Source organism: Streptomyces atratus, from assembly GCF_014648655.1.
Classification (GTDB): domain Bacteria; phylum Actinomycetota; class Actinomycetes; order Streptomycetales; family Streptomycetaceae; genus Streptomyces; species Streptomyces atratus.
Map to the genome: position 1 here is coordinate 17,223 of NZ_BMRN01000019.1, position 19,477 is coordinate 36,699.

Consider the following 19,477-nt stretch of genomic DNA (forward strand, 5'->3'; position numbering starts at 1 on the left):
GGGCCCGGCCGGCGGCTCCGGCGCCGTCGGTCAGGCCGAGCGCAGGGCGTCTGTCGGGGACACCCTGGCTGCGCGCAGTGCCGGGTAGATTCCGGCGAAGGCCGCCACCAGTACCGACACCAGCGGTCCGGCGAGGACCGTGTAGAGCGGGATGGAGGCGGGCCAGCCCTGTGCGAGGGCGTAGCCGTAGACCGCGAGGCCGCCCAGGAACAGCCCGCCGACTCCTCCGATGAGGCCCATCAGCACGGCCTCGATCAGGAACTGGACGGCGATCTGGCCGCCTCGGGCACCCAGCGCGCGGCGCAGCCCGACCTCGCCGCGGCGTTCCATCACTCCGACCACCATGGTATTGGCGATGCCGACGCCGCCCACGAGCAGGGCGACCGCGGCGAGGGCGAGGACGAGTCCGGTGAGGGAGTTCTTGGTCTCGGCCCGTGCCGTGTACAGGTCGGAGGGACGGCTGACGGCGACCGTGCTCGGGTTGGCGGGGTCGGCGGTGGCTCCGGCAACGGTCTGTACGTCAGGGACGCGTTCGGGGTGGGCCCTGAGGTAGACCATGGCGGCGGTGCCGTCCGCGCCCAGGTGGGCGGTGGCCTGGGGCCAGCCGACCAGGGCGGCGGTGCCGAGCTCGGGTGCGAGCTCGTTCGGGGCCAGGATTCCGGTGACGACGAACCACTGTCCGCCCAGCCAGACCCGTTCGCCGGGCGCGGTCACGCCGAGCCGGAGTGCGGCCTGGTCGCCGAGCACGGTCACCGGGAGGTTCTCGCTCGCCTTGTCCAGCCAGCGCCCGCTCTGCAGGGTGGCGTGCAGGACGTCGAGCAGGTTGAGCCGGGCGGCCAGCACGGTGAGGCTGCTGGTCTGCTGCGGCGGGACCAGGTCGTTGCGGTAGACCTGGGCTTTGGTGGCCCCGGTCGCGGTGACCTGTTGCACGGGGGCGATGTTGGCGAGCATCTTCTCGGCCGTGGGCGGCAGCGGCACCGGCTTCTGGTCGGCGCCGTTGCCGGGGGCGACGGTGATCAGGTTGGAGCCGAGCCGGTCCAGGCGCTCCAGCAGGTGTGCCTGGTTGGAGGCGGAGATCCCGGTCACGGCGATGACGGCGGCGATGCCCAGGGAGATGCCGAGCGCGGACAGGGCGGAGCGCATCTTGCGGGTGCGTGGTCCGATCAGGCCGAGGCGCAGCATGTCCGTCGGGCGCAGCCGGGTGCGTCGCAGGGGTGACGTCATCGGACAGCTCCTGCGGGGTGCGGGCCGCGTTCGTCGAAGTCGATGCGGCCGTCGTGGAGGGCGATTCGCCGGGGGAAGGAGGCGGCCAGCTCGCGGTCGTGGGTGATGACGACGACCGTGGTGCCGTTGGCGTTCAGGGTGCACAGCAGCTCGACGACGGCGGCGCCGGAGACGCTGTCCAGGGCACCGGTGGGTTCGTCGGCGAGCAGCAGTGCGGGGCGGCCGACGAGGGCGCGGGCGATGGCGACGCGCTGCTTCTCGCCACCGGAGAGCTGGTCGGGGTGGTGGCGGAGTCGGTGTCCGAGGCCCACCTCGCTCAGGGCTTCGGCGGCTCTGGCGCGTCGGAGCGATGCGGGGACGCCGCTGTAGAGGAGGCCGGTGGCGACGTTCTCGACGGTGGTGAGCCCGGACAGCAGGAAGAACTGCTGGAAGACGAAGCCGATCCGGTGGGCGCGCAGGGCGGCCAGTTCGGGGTCGGAGAGCGCGGACAGGTCGCGTCCTTCGAAGTGCAGCTTCCCCGCGGTGGGCCGGTCGAGGGAGCCGAGCAGCGCGAGGAGGGTGGACTTGCCGGAGCCGGAGGGGCCGACTACGGCGAGGAGTTCTCCGGCTTCGATGGTGAGGTCGATGCCGTGCAGGATGCGTAGCGGCGGTGATCCCGGGTACTCCTTGGTGATGCCGGAGAGTTCCAGCACGGTGGCTCTGCCGTGTGGCTGATCGAGCGTCATTTCGGGATCACCACCTGGTCGCCGGCCTGGACGTCCCCGGTGATCTGGGCCCTGGCGTCGGCGATCAGTCCCAGCTGGATCCTGACCAGCCGGGTGGTGGCGCCGCTGACGACCTGGACTCCGTAGCCGCCGCCGTCCAGGGCGAGCAGCGCGGTGACGGGGACGATGAGCGCGTCGCTGACGGTCTCGCCGACGACGGTGACCGTCACGGAGGAGGGCCCGGCCTGCTTGGCCTGCCGCTGGTGGTCCAGCGCGATGGTGACGGTGGTCTTGTCCGCGCCACCGGAGCCGTCCGAGCCGTTGTCCCCGCCGTTGCCGGAACCGCCGCGGACCAGCGAGCGAATGTGTCCGTTGATGGTGCTGCCGTTGGCCAGCTTGACCGTCACCCGGCCGTTGGGCTTGAACTGGGAGAGCTGGTTGTCGGCGGGCTGCGCGGTGGCGACCAGGTCGGTGCCGGTCACGGTCATGACCGCGGTGGCCCCGAGGGCCGAGCCGAGCTGTGCGCCGAGCTGCTGCACTCGCACGGCCGCCTGCGGCAACATGACGACGCTGCCGAGCGTGACCGTCCCCGTCTGCTTCTCACCGAGGGCCTTCTGCCAGCGCTTGACAGCGGTGACGGTGGCAGGGGTGAACTTCTGGTCGGCCGTCAGGCCGAGTCCGTCGGCGTAGCCGAGCTTGATCAGGTTGCGTTTGAGCTGTTCGACGTCGGGTCCGTCACTGACTTCGGGGCCGAGGTCGCGCCACATCGGCCGGTCCCCGGTGAGCAGTACCACGGGCCGTCCGTCGACCTCGTAGAACTTCGCTCCCGCCTTGACGACGGCGCCGACGGCGGGCAGGGCGGTGATGGTTCCGTGGCCGGAAGCGATGACGGGAGTCGGGGTGTTGTAGCTGAGCGCGCCGCCGACCTGGATGCCGGTGGACAGCGAGCCCTTCTGCACCGCGACGGTGCCGTGGCTGACGGACGGCTGCGCGGAGGCGGTGCCGCGGTGCTCCCAGGGGCGCATCGCGGCGAGCACACCCGAGCCGCCGAGCGTGGCGACCAGGACGAGCGCGACGACGACCTTACGGCGCTTCTTTCGCGCGGGGGCGGGCGAGGTGCCGCCGGGGGCGGTGGTCTCAACAGTGCGGCTCATGATCACTGACCGATCGAGTAGCCGGGCATCGGGAGCTTGCCGCAGGCCGGCTGGATGGCCTCCCACGCGGCGGAGTCGAATGATTTCGCCGTGAAGTTGAGGATGCCCATCTTGGGGTCGGGGTCAGGGATGTCCGCGTAGCCGTTCTTCCGCGCGCACGCGACAAAGGCGCGCGCCTGTTCGACGGCCTTCTCGTTGCCCTTCTGCTGGGCCTGGTGGATGCCGGGGACCTTGGCGTCGCAGACCTTGCTCGCCGCGTCGAGGCCGTTGGCCGAGCCGGGACTGTCGACACCGGCGGCCGGGAAGGTGATGTCGCCGTCCTTGTCCTGCTCGACGCTGGTCTGCCCCTGCTTGTGCATGCAGTCCACCCAGGCCCGCCGGACCGCGTTGTCGTCCTGCGGCTTGCTCTTTTCCGCGCCGTCGCCCCCGGCCACGCTGGGCGCCGTGTCCTGTGAGGAGCAGCCGGTCATCACCAGCGCCGCCGTCACGGCGGTCGCCACCAGTACGGTCCGTACGGTCTTGGTACGCATTTCCTGCTCTCCCTGCTGTACGTCGACATCGACCTCCGCCATTCCTACGGACCGACGAGTTACGCACGGGTGAGTGTGTGCCTAACCGCTGGCTAACGCCTGCCGAGGCATCGTTGACCAGGGCCGGGCAGGACGGGGCAGAGTGCAGCGAGTGGAGTGGAGTGGAACAGAATGCGAGTGCTGATCGTCGAGGACGAGGTGGACCTGGCCGCGATGCTCGCCGAGGGCCTGCGCGCCGAGGGCATGGTCTGCGAGGTCGCCCACGACGGCGCCCGCGCGCTCGAAATGACGGCCGCCGCCGAGTACGACGTCCTGCTCCTGGACCGGAACCTGCCCAACCTGAGCGGGGACGCCGTCTGCCGGGCCCTGAACACAGCCGGCTACCCGGCCAGAATCCTGATGCTCACCGCCGCCGGTGCCCTCGCCGACCTGGTCGACGGCCTCGGTCAGGGCGCCGACGACTACCTGGCCAAACCCTTCTCGTACCTGGAGCTGATAGCCCGGCTGCGCGCGCTGGGCCGCCGCTCCCTTGCCGGCAGCAGTGCCACCGTGCTGAGCAGGCACGGCGTCAACCTGGACACCGTGCGCAGGGTCGCCGAACGCGACGGCCGGCCATTGAAGCTCACACCCAAGGAGCTCGGTGTGCTGGAACTGCTGCTGGCCGCGGACGGCGCCCCGGTCCCCACCGAGCAGCTGCGGGACAGCCTGTGGGACGCGGCGCTGGACCCGGCCACCACTGCCGTCCGGGTCACCGTGCACTCGCTGCGCCGCAAGCTCGGTGAACCGCCACTGATCACCAACGACCCCGGCTACGGGTACCGGCTGTGAGCCGCGCCCGGACCGGTCGCCGCCTCTCGCTGCACGGGCTGCCCCTGCGCGGCCGACTGACCCTGATGACCACGGCGGTCTTCGCAGTCCTCGGCTGCGGGCTGCTCCTGCTGAACTGGCTGAGCGCCCGTCAACTCCTGGAGGACAACCGCCACCTCGTCGAGCCCGCGAGTGTGGTGGACCCCGCCCGGACGGAGTCGAGCCCCACCGCCACGCCGCAAGGCTCCTCCGTGGCCGCCGTGCTCACCAGTCCCGCCCAGGACTTCGAGGACTTTCAGCACACCGTCCTCAGCGATCTGCTGCTGCGCTCTCTGCTGCTGCTCGCCGTCTTCACCGTACTCGCCGGGTTGCTCGCCTGGTGGGGCAGCAGCCGCTCACTGCACCGCCTCAGCCAGGTCACCGCGGCGGCCCGGCGGATCAGTACCGGCAGCACCCTGGACGAACGGCTCGGCCTGACGGGCCCGCGCGACGAGGTCCGCGAACTCGGCAACACCTTCGACGCCATGCTCGACCGCCTGGACCGCAGCTTCACCGCCCAGCGCCGCTTCACCTCCCACGCCTCGCACGAACTGCGCACCCCGCTCACCCTCCAGCGCACCGCCCTGGAGATCCCACTCGCCCAAGGCCGGGTCCCGGCCGACCTGAGACCCGCCGTCCAGCGTGCGCTGGACGCCAACGCGCGCAGTGAACGGCTGATCGCGGCACTGCTGACACTGGCACGTGGCGAGAGCGGGCAGCTGACGCCGCATCCGGCCGACCTCGAGGACGCCGCCAGGGACGCCTTGGCGGACCTGGCCGACGAGGCCCGGACGGCGGGCATCCGGATCACCGCCGATCCAACGCCCGCCCCGGTCGCGGGCGACCCCTCGCTGCTGCGGCAGATCGCACTGAACCTGCTGGCCAACGCGGTGCGGCACAACCATCGTGACGGTGCGGCGACCTTGACCACCGGCACCGTCGGAGGCCTTGCCTTCATCGAGGTCGGCAACACCGGCCCGGTGCTGGACCCTGACGAACTCCCCGCCCTCTTCGAACCGTTCCAGCGCGGTCGGGAACACCGCAGCGACGGTTCCGGGCTGGGACTGGCCGTGGTCCGGGCGATCACCCTGACCCACCACGGCGAGCTCACCGCCACCCCTCGGCCCGGCGGCGGCCTCACCGTCCGTGTCGAACTGCCCACCGCACCTGGAACAGGCCCCCCGGGGCCGGGCACCTGAGAGTTTGACGCTCCGGAATCAGGACGGTGGCGGGATTCGCGGCGCGGATCCAGGTGAGGCCGGTGGGATGTCAGCCATGGGTGCGCCTCTCCTTGAGGGTGCGTACGAGGGCGGCCCAGGCGGCGGGTGTGGTGCGGAGTATCGCTCCGGTGGGGTCGCCGGACTCGGTGAGGCAGACCGTGCCGGGGGCGAGGGTGGCTACGTTCACGCAGGCTTCGCCCTGCGCGCAGTAGGAGGACTTCTGCCAACTGGAGGAACCGGCTGGGACGTCAGCCATCGGGGTGGTTCTCCTTGAGGGTGCGTACGAGGGCTGCCCAGGCGGCGGGTGTGGTGCGGAGTATCGCTCCGGTGGGGTCGCCGCTCTCGGTGAGGCAGACCGTGCCGGGGGCGGGGGCGGCTATGTGTACGCAGGACTCGCCCTCGCCGCAGTACGAGGACTTCTGCCACATGTGATTCGGCAACTCGGATCCCTTCACAGGTTCTGGGTGATGGCGTGTATCAGGTTGCGCGACTCGGCAACGTCCAAGGCGAGGGACTCCAGTCGGGCCAAGACTTGGCGGTATTTGCGGAGTTGGGCGTCGGCGTCCAGGAGCACGATGCCGTGTGCCTGATCCAGCTGAACGGTGTCCAGCTGCGGCACGGAGCCGTGGACGTAGTAAATGGGCTGGCCTGCTCCTGGGTAACCACCTGCCTTGAACGGGATCACTCGAATCGTGACGCGCTCACGCTCGCTCGTGGTCAGCAGGTGGACCAACTGCTGCTTTGCCACGGCTGGTCCGCCGAATCCCATGTGTAGGGCGGCTTCGTGGATGACCGCACTGTAAGGGGTCGGGTTGTTCCGGAAGATGACGCTCTGACGTTTGATGCGGAAAGACAGGCGGTGCTCGATCTCCGGAGGCGGAAGGGCGGGAACGACCTGGCGGAAGACCTCGCGCGCGTGGTCCGTGGTCTGGAGCAGGCCGGGCAGTCCGGCTGTATGTGAGGTGCGCAGCGCGGTCCCGTGATGCTCCAGTTCCGCCAAGTCCAGCAGGCCGGTGGAGAGTATCTCGCGATACTCCTCCCACCAGCCGCGCTTGCGGTCGCCGGTCATGGCGGCCAGAGCGTTGACCAATTCGTGGTCCGAGCAGTCGTAGTGGCAGGACAGTGTGCGCACCCGCTCAGCGCTGACGCCATACCGGCCGGCTTCGATATTGCTGATGCGAGCCTGGTTGCCGCCGAGGAGCTTGGCGGCCTCGGTTGCGGTGATTCCGGCACGCTCGCGCAACTTTCGGAGTTCTGCTCCCAGCCGCTGGCGGCGGGCTGTCGGTGCGGTGCTGGATGACATCACTCGCTCCCCGGCTTGGTCACCCACACGAGGGTATCTGTCATGTAATTCATGAACTTCATGGAATGCATTCCATTTTGCGCTTTAGTCTGTGACTCAGGCCACCCGCTCGGAAGTACCCCGCTCGACGGAGCGGCCTCGTCACCGGGTAACCGGAAACCCATGATTCAACTTCCCTCCGTGAACGGAGACTTCCATGGTCAGTGCCACGGTATCCCCGCCCTGGACGTACACCCTCCAACTCCCGCAGGATCCCCGCGCCCCCGGCGTGGCCCGCGCCACCCTCCGCACCATCCTGCGCGTACACGGCATGCGCGAACTCACCGAGACCGCTGAACTGCTGGCGAGCGAGCTGGTCACCAACGCCTACCTGCACTCCTCGGGGGCGTATTCCCTGCGCCTGCGCGATGCCGGGCGCAGTCGTATCCGGCTGAGCGTCTGGGACACCAACCCGCACATCCCCGCCCCCTTCCGGTGGACCGCCGAGGCCCCGGCGGAGCTCGCCGAACGAGGGCGGGGGCTCTATCTCGTCACCCTCTACGCGGAGAGCTGGGGCGCGTACCCCATGCGCGGTGGGCTGCCGGGGCAGGGCGGGAAGCTGCTCTGGGTGGAGTGCGCGGCCAAGGGGGAGGACGAGGGGGAGCGCGGGCCGGGCGACAGATGTACGGGACGGGCATAGCCTCGTTGCATGGTGCGGAGCGAGGCGAAGGACGTGGCCGGGTATCTGGCCGAGGTGCCCGAGGAGCGCAGGGACGCCCTGACGAGGCTGCGGGAGTTGTGCCGGGCGGAGCTGGCCGGGTTCGACGAGGTCATGGCGTACGGGATGCCCGCGTACGAGCGGGACGGCACTGCGGAGATCGCGTTCGCCTCGCAGAAGCAGTACATCTCCTTCTACCTGATGCGCAGCGACGTGCGAGAGGCCTTCGCGGAGCGCCTGGCCGGGCAGGACATGGGGAAAGGCTGCCTGCGCTTCCGTAAGACGGCGGCGATCGACTACGACCTGGTGCGGGATCTGCTCCGGGCGACGGCGGCGGAGCCGGGCGCGGTCTGCTGAGCGGGTGCGCCATCACGCCCTTGACCGACGGAAATTCAATGGCGGTGCGTCGCGCGATCGCGTAGGAAGGTGCCATGAGTACCTCTACATCCTGAAGCGTAAGAACCTCACGCCCAAGCAGTACGACGCGCTCGTCGAACCGTTCGTTGGCCTCGGCGTGGAGATCCCGCCCCACCCGACTGGGAATCCGGCGCCTGAGACCACCGGCCGCGCCACCTGCGATCCGTCACCGACGGCAACCGCGAGGCCGACGGCTCCGGTCCCCACCACCGCCACGTCCGCCGGCTCACGCATGGCCCCCGTTCACGGATCCTCGCCTCTGCGTGGCCCATGTCGTCATCTGCTCATGATGGCGGGGGCGACTGAGGGCGGTCGCGGGCTCGGAGGGCAGCGTTGTGGCTTGCTCCACCGTGGGGCCGGAGGGGATACCGGCGACACGCGATCCGCGAGGTGACGGAATGTACGTCACGGTCAACGGATCGGCGGCCGACGCGAGTTGGGCGACGCTCTCGCCGCGGCTCGTGTGGTCAGGGTAAATCGGTTGCTCGCAGGCGGACTGGTGTCGATCATCATTACCGATGACGGGTGAGTTTTCTTCTGTGAGGGGTCTGCGGTGACGATCGTGACGAGGGCTGACGGACTCGATCCGGCTTACCTGGAGGAGGCCATCTCCGCAGTGGCGCAGGGGAAGGGGTTCTCCGGCACGGTCCGTGTCACGCGTCACGGGGAGCCGGTATTCACCCGCGCGTTCGGGATGGCGTCACGGCGGTGGTCCATACCGAACACGTGCGACACGCGATTCCGGGTGGCGTCGGTGTCCAAGATGTTCACAGCGGTGGCCGTCCTGCAGCTCGTCGAGCGGAAGCAGGTCCGCCTCGACGACGCGCTGGTGGGCTTCGTGAAAGAGCACATGCCCCAGCTCGATCCGCGTGTCACGGTCCATCACGCCCTGACGATGACGGCGGGCATCGGCGACTGGTTCGAGGAGGGCAGCGCCGACTGGGAGGCCGAATGGGCCGCCCTGACCTCCTCCCACCCGCTCTACCTGCTGCGGAGCAACAAGGACTACCTGTCACTGTTCGCCGGCAAGCAGCCCCACTTCCTTCCCGGGGAGCGTCATCTGTACAACGGCGCCGGCTACATCCTGCTCGGCCTGCTCATCGAATCGGTGACCGGCCGCTCCTTCGAGGAGGTTATTGCCGACGACGTATTCGCCCGTGCCGGAATGAGCGCGGCAGGATTCCCGGCCCTGGACGACCTGGGGCCGGACATCGCCGAGGGATACCTCACCACCGCCGGCAGCCCCACCCCGTACCGGACCAATCACTACGCGACCACCCCCGGGGCCGCCGCCGACGGAGGGGCTACCTGTAGCGCCGCCGATCTGACGGCCTTCGCCCACGCACTGCGCCACGGGCGGCTGCTGAACGAGGAGACCACACGACTGGCGCTGACCCCGCAGGTCGACGAGCGTGAGGAGAAGGTCCGCGGCTACCGGTGGATGTACGGCTTCGGCCTCACCCACATCCTCGACGACGAAGGAACCATCGTCCGCTGGGGCCACACGGGCGAGGAGGACGGGGCCAGTGCCCGCCTCTATCACTACCCGCAGCAGGGCCTGGACGTCGCCGTCCTCGGCAACATCAGCTGGTGCGCCGGCGACATGGGGTGGGCCATCCACGACGCCCTCGTCGGCAACTGAACAGCCGCGTCCCGCGACGGCGCTGAGCTGATGCAGGGTCTCGCGGCTCGCTGCATATGCCGACGCTCTGACCTGGGTTGTCTCGTCGCTGCACAACCTCGTCAGCCGGGGCCAGTCTCAGCGGCAGCTGCATTTCCTCGGTCAGCGGCGCCGGGCCGACGGGGGAGGTTGAAGCGACGACCCCGAGGGCACCGCCTGGCTGCCTCCGCGAGCGTAGCCAGGCGGCGCACCGTCGCGTGAGGGGCGGGCCGACGCGTCGGCCGGTGGTCAAGTCCACCACCTGCAACGCGCCCGGGGTGAGGGTGACGACAACGGGTCGGCCGTCGAGCTCGCTGCAGGCGGCTGCCTTCACGGGACCGCCCTGGAACGTGAACGGTTCACCGATGGGCCGGCCGGTGCTCAGGTCCCACACCCGCACCGTGTTGTCCCTGTCGCTGGTGACGGCATACGGCCGACTGCCGTCACCAGCGCAGACGACCTTGGACCCAACCGGTGGGGTGGTCGAGAGGCGGGCCGCCCGGTCGCTGGGGCCGGGGCTGCTGGGCCAGTCGCCGGGGCAGGGGCGGGAGCTGCCGGGCCAGTCACCAGGACGGGGCAGGAGCCGGTCGAAGACCATCCGCATGCCCAGCGGCGAACCAAGAGTGACCAGCGCCTTTACGGGATGTCCCGGCATCGCGCACAGGGCCTCGTACGCGACGACGGAGCCGAGCGAATGGCCGACCACAACACGGGTGCCGGGGCCGATCCGTTCCTGGACCCGCCGGCGGGCGGCGGTACGCAGGTCGGGGTCGAGGAGGTAGCGGCGTACCTGCTTCAGATCGAAGACCAGCGCCCGCAACGAGACATCGGCGAAGAACCGGGACCGTTGCAGGGCCCGTAACGCCGTCTGCGCGGCGCGGGGGGAACGGGCGAGGGTTGTGGAACCGGTGGCCGGGGGCACAGCGGGGTCGATGTCGGCTGCGTGTTGCCACCAGGCGAGGAGCAGGTCGAGTTCGAAGCCGTCCGTGACGTCGGACGCGGTGAACATGGGGTCGCCCACCGCCAGGGTGCGGCCCGGTGGCCGGAACAGATCCCCGTAGAACGCCATGGTGAAGTCGCTGCGCGGGACGGCGTGTTGGCCGGCGTGCCGGAGCCCGTCGGAGAGGGCCGGAAACCAATCGCTGCGCAACATTTCGCTGCCCATGAGCTGCTTGCCCACGCCGTGCACGCCTACGACTCGCGTCACTCCGTGCCCCGTTCCCCGTGTTGGCGTGTGCCGCGCGTTTGTCTGCCAACTCACTCTAGAAGTCGATGACATGGGGTGACCACACCGTTGGCGGGATCCGGCCGAGGGGCTCGGGCGCGGCATGGTGGTAGCCCGTTCGGGTGAAATGCGGGGCCTGGTGTGCGGGGCCTGCGGGGGCCTGACGCCTTGAGTCGCCTGTGGGCTCGGCGTGTCGCCGTCACGGGATTTGGCACAGTGCCGCTCCACGATCAAGGACGGAGCGGGGTGGCCGGAGTGGCAGTGGTGGGACAGCCAGGGGGCCGGCAGCGGCTGAGCGATCTGGCGGGCGAGGCGGGTGGCGGCGGGGACGTACTGAAGCACAGCGACGGGGTCTGGTTACGGGCCGCCGGTGGTGCGGAGGGGATGTGTACGCACCTCGGCCCGGTGAAGTCGGAACTGGAGACAGCGCACGAGGGCCTGCTCGCGGGGACCGGAGGTCTGATCGCGCTGGCGGAGTTGGGATCGGTACGGGAGTCGTGGGTGCGACGGTTCGAGGTCGCGCGGGGGGAGTGCGGGGCGCTGGCCGGGAAGCTGAGGGCCGTCGCCCGGGCCCAGGGCGAGACGAACGAGACAGTAAAGGCGTCGTTCGAGCCGGTGGCGTCGTCGGGTCGGGGTGAGGTGCGATGACCCTCACCTGGGCGCAGTTGCGCGACCTGAAGTGCGGCGAACTGGAGGGTGCGGCCGACGGGTGGGGCAGGGCGAGCAACCGTGCCGACGCGGGCCGGGACCGCATCGAGACGCAACTCCTGACCGGATTGCGCGGTACGCAGCGGGGTGCGGCGGCGGAGGCGGCGGTCGGTCGGCTGCAGCAGATGAGCCGGAACCTGCAATACGTCTACACGGAGTGCGGATTGCTCCGTACGACGCTGAACAGCCTGGCCCATGAGCTGCGCCTCCAGCAACGGGCGTTGCGGGAGGCGCTGGACGATGCGGAGTCCCTGAAGTTCACCGTGCACGCGGACGGTTCGGTGACGTATCCGGCGGCGGGCGAGGGCCTGATCGACGGAAAGCCGCTGCCGGGCGGGACGGCGTCGGTGGGTTCTCTGCCGGGCCTCCTGCCGTCTTCGGGTCTGGTCGCGCCCAACCCGAACGTGGCGAAGGCGCAGGACATCGCGGACCGGGTGGCGAAGGCCGTACGGACGGCGGCCGAGACCGACTGGCGGTACGCCCGCATCCTGCGCCGGTTGAGGGCCGAAGAGGGCCTGAAGGTCCCCGACGCCACGTGGACCGACGCGGCGGGCGACGCGGCCGCGGTACGGGACGCGGCACGCGGCTACCTGAGAGACGGCATCCCCCGCGACACCTCACCGGCTGAGCGGAAGGCCTGGTGGGCCGGCCTGACGGACGAACAGCGCGAGGAGTACCTGGCGGTGTACCCGGACCAGATCGGCAACTTGGACGGCATTCCGGCCGTGGTGAGGGATGCGGCGAACCGGGACAACCTGCAGCTGCTGATGGGGAAGCTGGAGGGACGGGACGACGCGAAGTCGGAGACGCAGTTGGCGGGGTTGCGGGAGATCGACCGGCAGTTGCGGGAGGGGCGGCAGCCTCCGATGTTTCTGCTCGGTATTGGGGATCAGGGGAATGGGCGGGCGATTGTCTCGTTCGGGAACCCGGATACGGCTCGGAATGTTTCGGCGTATGTGCCGGGGTTGAACACTTCCTTGGATGAGGAGTTCGCGAAGAGTGACTTGAAACGGGCAAGGGATACGGCCATCGGGGCGAAAGAAATAAACCCAGAGTCCCCGAGTGCTGCGATCGTTTGGCTTGGATATGATGCGCCGCAAACGTCAGTTAGCGATCCCCTCGAGAACTTGGATGTAATGGGAGAGGGGAATGCTGAGGCTGGTGCTGTCGCATACAACAGATTCATGGCTGGAATTTCTGCGACGAACCGGTACGGGGATCCTCATGTCACGGCCATTGGCCACTCGTATGGATCCCTGACGGTCGGCCTGGCCGCTCAAGAGCGAGATGGTATTCCAGGCGCTGATGACATCGTTCTGGTAGGCAGCCCAGGGACAGGGGCGCGATCCGCAAACGAGCTTGGTGTTGGAAAGGATCACGTTTTCGTGGGGGCGGCTGAAAATGATCCAGTTACAAAATTGCCCAATAGTAAGGAAGCGAGCGGCATCGGGGCTGGTGTCGCTGGCGGGGCGTCGACGGGCTTTGTGCTGGGGGCGAGTGCAGGCCCAGTAGGCGCTGTCATCGGTGGCGCAGCGGGGGGTATCGCCGGTGGATTTGCTGGCTACTCGGCACAGAACGCGCAGGTCAATGAAAGCGAAGCCTGGTTCGGGACCGACCCGGCGCACCAAGAATTCGGAGCAAATAGGTTCGCTGTGAGTGATGGCCCGCACCCGTTTGCGCGAGGCCATGATCTAGTGGAAGCGCACTCCAATTATTTCAACCCATCCAAGGATCAGATGTCGGCGGACAATATCGCAAGAATCGTTTCAGGGAAGTCGGAAGAAATTCAACGGGAGCGTCCCAGGTGAAAATGTGTCCCGTTCTTCTGGTCTCGGTGTTTTTTCTCTTGTCGGGGTGTGAATCTGTTGATGACTCGCAGGTTTCAAGTAATGGTAGAGGTGATGCAAATATGAATATGCAAGAGGCTGCGAATAGGGCGGATGAGATTCTCGATGATACGTTTGCAAAAATTGAGCCACCGGTTCACTGGGTTCATGGGGAATCCACGGAAGGGAGCTGTGATGTCTCTCGACGGCGTGCGGTCTTGACTGTAATTTCTGTAGCGAGGAGAGGGGGCTTCTTCGGAATTGTGGAGCGAGGGTGGAAGGGTTCTGGCTATCGTCAACTCGGGGTGAATGCCAACTCGGCGAGTCCTGCAACCTATTTTGAGACGCCGGATGGATTCCGAGTGCGGCTCCTCATCGGAGGAGGCGGCCAGGCGTTCTTCGAAGTGGCTACGCCGTGCGTTGACGAGTCCAGGGTTGCACCACCAACCCTGGCCCCTGGCGAGGAGGGGCATGTGGGGGAGCCAGTACCAGCCCCCAACGTCCACTCAGACTTCTGGTCCGCCGGAACTCCCTGACGGCACGTCAGTAGCCCCAACAGCCCATATCCGGCCAGTTGGTGGGGTAAAGGACGGGCTGGCTGCCTGGGACTTTGAGTCCGGCATTGGGTCCTGGGGCCCATGCCGCACCCAGTGTTGGTGTGGTCGCATACAGAGACCGGGGGAACTGTCGCTGCGCCCACTCACAAAGCTGGGAGACCCGTCGTGTCTGGCATACGAGAATTAGCGGTACCGGGTGGTGCCGATATAGGCACTGCCGCCGCCCGTCCGGGCAGACAGTCGTTGTCGCGCCCTCTGCAAGCGGTGATGATTCTCGTACGACTGCTCTTCGTCGTCACCGTCGTGGGTGCGATCGACGCGCTGGTCGTGGCCTCGTCCGTCGATGCGGTGGACGGTCACCTGCTGGGCATGGTGCTGTACGCCGCACTGCCCGGCGTCACGGGATTCGTGCTGTCGCTGTACATGCGGACCGGCGGCGTCTGGATCTGGCGCGGGCTCCTCGCCGTACACGCCTGGCTCATCTTTGGCGCCCTGGCGACAATGGGCGAGGACACCGGCGGGCAGGGTGTGACGCAACTGGTGATGCCGGTCGTCGTCATCGTCCTGTTGTTCCGGGCCGGTTCGCGCGAATGGTTCGGGCTCAGTCCTGAACAGCGCGCCGAGCACCGGCCGTTCAACATCGCGCGGATGATCAAGTGGCGTCGGGACGCCGGTCAGACCGCGATGGAGTACCTGGGCATGATCCTCGTGGTCGTGGCCCTCATCGGCGGGCTCGTGGCGACAGGCATCGGCGGGCAGCTGACCGGGGAGATCCGTAACGCCATCTGCCAGCTGACCGGAAGCGCCTGCCCGGCACCCGATGTCGACGTGGTCGCCGGCGAGGGCACAGGCACGGGCAGCGGCGGTGGCACCTCAACCGGGGGCGGATCCGATTCCGCCGGCGGTGCGGGATCCGAGGGCGCGACCGTGACCGGGGGCACGGGGTCCGGCGGCTCGGACACATCCGGTGGGTCCACCGCATCGGGGGGATCTGACGTATCCGGCGGGTCAGCCGCATCCGGCGGCTCCGCCTCATCCGGTGGCTCCGGCGGCTCCGGTGGCTCCGGTGGCTCCGGCGGCACAGACAGCACCGGCGGCTCCGGCACCTCCGGCGGTTCATCCGGCGGTTCCTCCGAATCCGCCTCCGGCGGTTCTTCTACGCAGGTCGACGCGGGTAGACAAAACTCGGACACCAACTCCTCCCGCCCCTCGGACGGCAACTTCCTCACCGGCGTCGTCGGCGACGGCGGCCTGTGGGGCGACGTCAGCGGTGTCGTCGACACGGTCTCCCACCCCGTCGACACCGCCAAGGGCATCGCCGACCAGTACGCCCAGGCCGCACGGGGCGCCGGTGACAAGTGGGACAAGGGCAAGTACGTAGCCGCCGCCTGGGACATGACCAAGGCATCCGGCGGGGGCGGCGGCGCGGTCGCCGGGCTGCCCGGCTCCGGTAGCCGCGTCGAGGCGGCGGTACGGGACGCGGAGCGCGACTACCTCAACGCCCGAATTCCGCACAATGCGACTGCGGCCCAACGCAAGGACTGGTGGAACGGGCTGACGCAGCAACAACGCGATCAGTACCTGGAGCTGTCCCCGGACAAGATCGGCAATCTGGACGGCATCCCGGTGGCGGACAGGGACACGGCCAACCGGAAGAACCTCCCGGACCTGATCTCGAAGCTGGAGGGGAAGACCGACTCCAAGTCGAAGGACCAGCTGGCGGCGTTGAAGGAGATCGACCGGCAGCTGCAGGAGGGGAGCAAGCCGCCGATGTACCTCATCGGCATCAGCGACGAGGGCAACGGGCGGGCCATCGTCTCCTACGGCAACCCCGACACCTCGAAGAACGTGTCGGCCTATGTGCCGGGGCTGAACACTTCCCTCGACGAGGAATTCGCGAAGAACGATCTCAAGCGTGCCCGTGACACGGCGATCGGCGCCCAGGGTTACGACTCGTCCACCGCGTCGATCGTCTGGCTGGGGTACGACGCACCGCAGACGCCGGACGGGCTGCAGAGCCTGGCGGTCGCGGGCACCGGCCGTGCGGAGAAGGGCGGCGTGGCCTACAGCGACTTCATGGGCGGCATCGCGGCCACCAATCAGAACAAGGACCCGCACATCACGGCCATCGGGCACTCCTACGGTTCACGTACCGTGGGTGCTGCGACGCAGCGCGACGGTGGTATTCCGGGGGTGGACGACATCATTCTGGTCGGCAGTCCGGGGGTGGGCGTGGACCGCGCCGTGGACCTCGGTGTCGGCAGCGGGCATGTCTTCGTCGGTGCCGCGGCCAACGACCCGGTGACCAAGCTTCCGTCCAAGACGCAGGTCGTCGTGGGTGCGATCGGGATGATTCTGGGAGGCCCCGCCGGTGCCTACCTCGGCGGAGACCTGGCCGACCCGGGCGACGACGATCTCTGGTTCGGCAAGGACCCGGCGAGCAAGGCCTTCGGGGCCACGCGGTTCCCGGTGGCCCCCGGCCAGCCCGTGATCAGCACCGGCGGTGTGAGCTTCGACGCGCACTCCAACTACTTCGATCCGGTACGGGACGCCATGTCGGCGGACAGCATCGCTCTGATCGTGTCGGGGCACTCCGACAGGCTCAAGATGGAGGAACAGCGATGAAGCGAAGGCTCCAGATCGTTGCGGCGGCCCTGGCTTTCGGCTTCGCACTGTCCGGCTGCGGCAACGACAGCGGACAATCGAGCGGCAGCGCGAGCGCCGGGACCACGAAGAGCACCAAGAGCACCAAGGAGAGCGGCATGGACATGCAGGAGGCCGCCGAACGGTCCGACGGCATGCTCGACGCCGTACTGAAGGAGATCGACCCCGAGGTGCAGTGGGCGCACGGCCCGACGACGACCGGCAGCTGCGATGTGACGCGCAGGCGCACCGTGATGACCATCGTGTCGGCGGAGCGCCGGCAGAGCTTCCTGGACCAGGTCGAGAAGTTCTGGCGCAAGAGCGATTACCGCATCAAGGCGAAGAACAACGACAAGGAGTTCCCGGCGGTCTACGCACAGACAAAGGCCGGCTTCGGCATCAGCGTGAGTTTCCGCGGCAAGGGGCAGGCTTTCTTCGAAGCGGACAGCCCCTGCGTGAAGGAGTCGAAGGTCGCCGACTCCACCTCCAAGCCGAACGGGCCTGCCTACGAAGGGGTCTACCCCCTTCCGCGCCCCAACGTGCACTCCGACTACTGGTCCACCGGAGCCTCCTGATGATCGGTCAATGCGCCGAAGTGGCCGATCAGCGTCGTTGATAACCCGGATGATTCGTACACACCCGCGAAACCGCTCATGAACCCGGCTCTGATGGGGGATGGTTGAGGGGTGCGGAAATTCTGGGTGGTTGGTGGCATCGGCGTCGGCATGGCCATGTGCTTCGTGGCGCTGCTCGTCGTCGGTACGTACTCCGCCGCTGCCGGACTCGTCAGTTCCGGCAGCAGCGGAGCCGTCGGGCTGGCGAAGGGGGCCGTGCCCGCGAGATTCCGGCCCCTGGTGGAGAAGTGGGGCAACCTCTGCCCCGCCATCAACCCGGCCCTGCTGGCCGCCCAGCTGTACCAGGAGAGCGGGTGGAACCCCCGGGCCGAGAGTCCCGCCGCCGCTCAGGGCATCGCCCAGTTCATCCCGGGCACCTGGGCCGGTCACGGGATCGACGGGGACAAGGACGGGGACCGGGACGTATGGGATCCGGCCGATGCGATTCCGTCCGCGGCCTCGTACGACTGCGAACTGGCCGGGTACGTGAAGAAGGTGCCGGGGGATCAGACCGACAACATGCTGGCCGCGTACAACGCCGGTGCGTACCGGGTGATCCGGTCGGGCGGGGTTCCGGACATTGAGGAGACGCAGAACTACGTCACCATCATCCGGTCCCTGGAGAAGAGCTTCGCCCGGCCCGTCGGACGGGTGCAGCCCTCGCAGCAGGCGGCCGGGGCGATCTACTTCGCGCAGAAGAAGCTCGGTACGAAGTACCTGTGGGGCGGCAACGGTACGGCCGAGCAGGGCGGGCGTTTCGACTGTTCGGGGCTGACCCAGGCCGCGTACCGCACCGTGGACATCGAGCTGCCCCGGGTGGCGAACGATCAGTACAACGCCGGGCCGCACCCCTCGCGGGACGAGCTGCTCCCGGGTGACCTGGTGTTCTTTTCGGACGATCTGAACAACTCGCGGGCCATTCACCACGTGGGGCTGTACGTCGGGGGCGGGTACATGATCAACGCTCCGTACACCGGGGCCGTGATCCGGTTCGACAAGATCGATACGCCCGACTACTTCGGGGCGACGCGCGTGACCAAGGACGGGGCCGCGGCCCTTCCGACCGCCCTCCCGGCGGCATGACGCCGGGACGGCGGTGGCCGGAACTCTCCGTGAAGCCTGGGCCCTGAGCTGCGACGATGAGTCACTCTTCGATAACGTCATGGTGATCATTCGGTGGAGAGTGGAACGTACGCGCAGGGCACGTCGTTCCCTGGGTGGACCGGACAGTGGTGCACTGACCATGCGGCGCTGTTCGGGGAAGACCTCACGGACAGAGCCGCCACGCAGTACTGATCCACGTATGACCGATTTACCGATCCACGCAGTGATCGAACCGACACGGGGGTTCGTCAAAGCGGTGCACATGGGTGTGGACCGCGGCAGCAGACAAGGCAAGGGGCCGCAGCAGATGGCTGGACTCGCACTGGATGGGTCGAACCCCGACGTCAGCCTGCTCTACGACATCAATGGACTCGCGAAGTCCGCTCCCACCTGGTTCGACCGGGTCATGGAGTTCGTCGGCGAGTACGGGATCATGCTCGGCATGGCCCTGGTGGTCCTGTGGTGCTGGTGGAGCGTCCGTCGGCGCGGCACGGCCGATGATTCGGTGACCGCGGTCGCAGGGATCGTCTGGGCGCCGCTCGCCGCCGGGATCGCGCTGCTCATCAACATCCCGATCCGCGGCTTCGTGGAGCGGCCGCGTCCGTTCCGGGATCACCAGGGGCTGGATGTCCTGGTGGACGGGAAGAACGACTTCTCCTTCGTGAGCGACCACGCCACGATGGCGATGGCTCTGGGCGTCGGGCTCTTCGTGGCCAACCGGAAGTTCGGCATCGCCGCGATCGCGCTCGCCCTGCTGGAAGGCTTCTGCCGGATCTACATGGGTGTCCACTACCCGACCGACGTCATCGGCGGGTTCGCGCTCGGCACGGCAGCCGCTCTGCTGCTCGCCCCGCTGGCGATGATGCTGTTGACCCCGTTGGTGGCGGCCGTCTCCCGTTCGGACCGGCTCGGGTGGCTCGTACGGTCGCGCCGGCCGGAGCCGTCGGCAACGGCGGACGGGCGGGCCGGGGCGTTCGGGATTCCCGAGCCGCGGCCGCGGACGGGCGGCGGGGACGGCGAGAAGGGCCTGGCCGCGTAGGAGGCG

19 protein-coding genes are annotated in these 19,477 nt (G+C 68.4%); 11 read left to right on the forward strand and 8 right to left on the reverse strand.

Going from position 1 to position 19,477, the window contains the following annotated elements; translation table 11 throughout:
* Positions 1–30: 30 nt before the first annotated feature.
* The 4 genes from IEZ15_RS26265 to IEZ15_RS26280 are packed head-to-tail and all read right to left on the reverse strand — an operon-like array spanning position 31 to position 3,612.
* On the reverse strand, positions 31–1,224 hold the full coding sequence (locus IEZ15_RS26265; protein ID WP_189279650.1) for an ABC transporter permease: 1,194 nt from the start codon (positions 1,222–1,224) through the stop codon (positions 31–33).
* Positions 1,221–1,949 (reverse strand): ABC transporter ATP-binding protein, encoded by a 729-nt coding sequence (locus IEZ15_RS26270; RefSeq protein ID WP_189279651.1) that lies wholly within the window; start codon positions 1,947–1,949, stop codon positions 1,221–1,223. The genes IEZ15_RS26265 and IEZ15_RS26270 overlap by 4 nt, the downstream gene beginning before the upstream one ends.
* A complete protein-coding gene (locus IEZ15_RS26275; protein ID WP_189279652.1) occupies positions 1,946–3,082 on the reverse strand; it encodes a peptidoglycan-binding protein in 1,137 nt (378 codons plus the stop codon). The genes IEZ15_RS26270 and IEZ15_RS26275 overlap by 4 nt, the downstream gene beginning before the upstream one ends.
* A gap of 2 nt (positions 3,083–3,084) precedes the next feature.
* Entirely contained in the window at positions 3,085–3,612 is a 528-nt protein-coding gene (locus tag IEZ15_RS26280; protein WP_189279653.1) for a hypothetical protein, read from the reverse strand.
* 171 nt (positions 3,613–3,783) lie between these two features.
* Between IEZ15_RS26280 and IEZ15_RS26285 the strand changes: the two genes are divergently transcribed.
* A complete protein-coding gene (locus tag IEZ15_RS26285) occupies positions 3,784–4,440 on the forward strand; it encodes a response regulator transcription factor (protein WP_189279654.1) in 657 nt (218 codons plus the stop codon).
* On the forward strand, positions 4,437–5,657 hold the full coding sequence (locus tag IEZ15_RS26290) for a sensor histidine kinase (RefSeq protein WP_189279655.1): 1,221 nt from the start codon (positions 4,437–4,439) through the stop codon (positions 5,655–5,657). The genes IEZ15_RS26285 and IEZ15_RS26290 overlap by 4 nt, the downstream gene beginning before the upstream one ends.
* A gap of 70 nt (positions 5,658–5,727) precedes the next feature.
* Here the strand turns inward: IEZ15_RS26290 and IEZ15_RS26295 are convergent, their stop codons facing one another.
* The 3 genes from IEZ15_RS26295 to IEZ15_RS26305 are packed head-to-tail and all read right to left on the reverse strand — an operon-like array spanning position 5,728 to position 6,981.
* Positions 5,728–5,934, reverse strand: coding sequence for a DUF397 domain-containing protein (locus tag IEZ15_RS26295; protein ID WP_189279656.1), 207 nt, complete (start codon positions 5,932–5,934; stop codon positions 5,728–5,730).
* A complete protein-coding gene (locus IEZ15_RS26300) occupies positions 5,927–6,118 on the reverse strand; it encodes a DUF397 domain-containing protein (protein ID WP_229846123.1) in 192 nt (63 codons plus the stop codon). The genes IEZ15_RS26295 and IEZ15_RS26300 overlap by 8 nt, the downstream gene beginning before the upstream one ends.
* An 11-nt stretch (positions 6,119–6,129) precedes the next feature.
* On the reverse strand, positions 6,130–6,981 hold the full coding sequence (locus IEZ15_RS26305; RefSeq protein WP_114245716.1) for a helix-turn-helix domain-containing protein: 852 nt from the start codon (positions 6,979–6,981) through the stop codon (positions 6,130–6,132).
* A gap of 196 nt (positions 6,982–7,177) precedes the next feature.
* Here IEZ15_RS26305 and IEZ15_RS26310 point away from each other — a divergent pair, with 196 nt between their 5' ends.
* From IEZ15_RS26310 to IEZ15_RS26320, 3 genes are all read left to right on the forward strand, one after another.
* A complete protein-coding gene (locus tag IEZ15_RS26310; RefSeq protein ID WP_189279657.1) occupies positions 7,178–7,660 on the forward strand; it encodes an ATP-binding protein in 483 nt (160 codons plus the stop codon).
* Between the two features lie 9 nt (positions 7,661–7,669).
* Entirely contained in the window at positions 7,670–8,035 is a 366-nt protein-coding gene (locus tag IEZ15_RS26315; protein WP_189279658.1) for an iron chaperone, read from the forward strand.
* Between the two features lie 622 nt (positions 8,036–8,657).
* On the forward strand, positions 8,658–9,737 hold the full coding sequence (locus IEZ15_RS26320) for a serine hydrolase domain-containing protein (protein ID WP_229846124.1): 1,080 nt from the start codon (positions 8,658–8,660) through the stop codon (positions 9,735–9,737).
* Here the strand turns inward: IEZ15_RS26320 and IEZ15_RS46795 are convergent.
* Complete coding sequence (locus IEZ15_RS46795) at positions 9,679–10,962, reverse strand: WD40 repeat domain-containing protein (protein ID WP_189279659.1); 1,284 nt, start codon at positions 10,960–10,962, stop codon at positions 9,679–9,681. The genes IEZ15_RS26320 and IEZ15_RS46795 overlap by 59 nt on opposite strands.
* A 264-nt stretch (positions 10,963–11,226) precedes the next feature.
* Between IEZ15_RS46795 and IEZ15_RS26330 the strand changes: the two genes are divergently transcribed.
* The 6 genes from IEZ15_RS26330 (at position 11,227) to IEZ15_RS26355 (ending at position 19,471) form a co-directional block, all read left to right on the forward strand.
* Positions 11,227–11,628, forward strand: a complete 402-nt coding sequence (locus IEZ15_RS26330; protein ID WP_189279660.1) for a hypothetical protein — start codon at positions 11,227–11,229, stop codon at positions 11,626–11,628.
* Positions 11,625–13,496, forward strand: a complete 1,872-nt coding sequence (locus IEZ15_RS26335) for an alpha/beta hydrolase (RefSeq protein ID WP_189279661.1) — start codon at positions 11,625–11,627, stop codon at positions 13,494–13,496. Before IEZ15_RS26330 ends, IEZ15_RS26335 begins: the two co-directional genes overlap by 4 nt.
* A gap of 842 nt (positions 13,497–14,338) precedes the next feature.
* Positions 14,339–16,696, forward strand: coding sequence for an alpha/beta hydrolase (locus IEZ15_RS26340; RefSeq protein WP_229846126.1), 2,358 nt, complete (start codon positions 14,339–14,341; stop codon positions 16,694–16,696).
* A complete protein-coding gene (locus IEZ15_RS26345; protein WP_189279663.1) occupies positions 16,693–17,289 on the forward strand; it encodes a hypothetical protein in 597 nt (198 codons plus the stop codon). The genes IEZ15_RS26340 and IEZ15_RS26345 overlap by 4 nt, the downstream gene beginning before the upstream one ends.
* A 156-nt stretch (positions 17,290–17,445) precedes the next feature.
* A complete protein-coding gene (locus IEZ15_RS26350; RefSeq protein ID WP_269812586.1) occupies positions 17,446–18,411 on the forward strand; it encodes a bifunctional lytic transglycosylase/C40 family peptidase in 966 nt (321 codons plus the stop codon).
* 328 nt (positions 18,412–18,739) lie between these two features.
* Positions 18,740–19,471 (forward strand): phosphatase PAP2 family protein, encoded by a 732-nt coding sequence (locus IEZ15_RS26355; protein WP_114249185.1) that lies wholly within the window; start codon positions 18,740–18,742, stop codon positions 19,469–19,471.
* Positions 19,472–19,477: the final 6 nt, after the last annotated feature.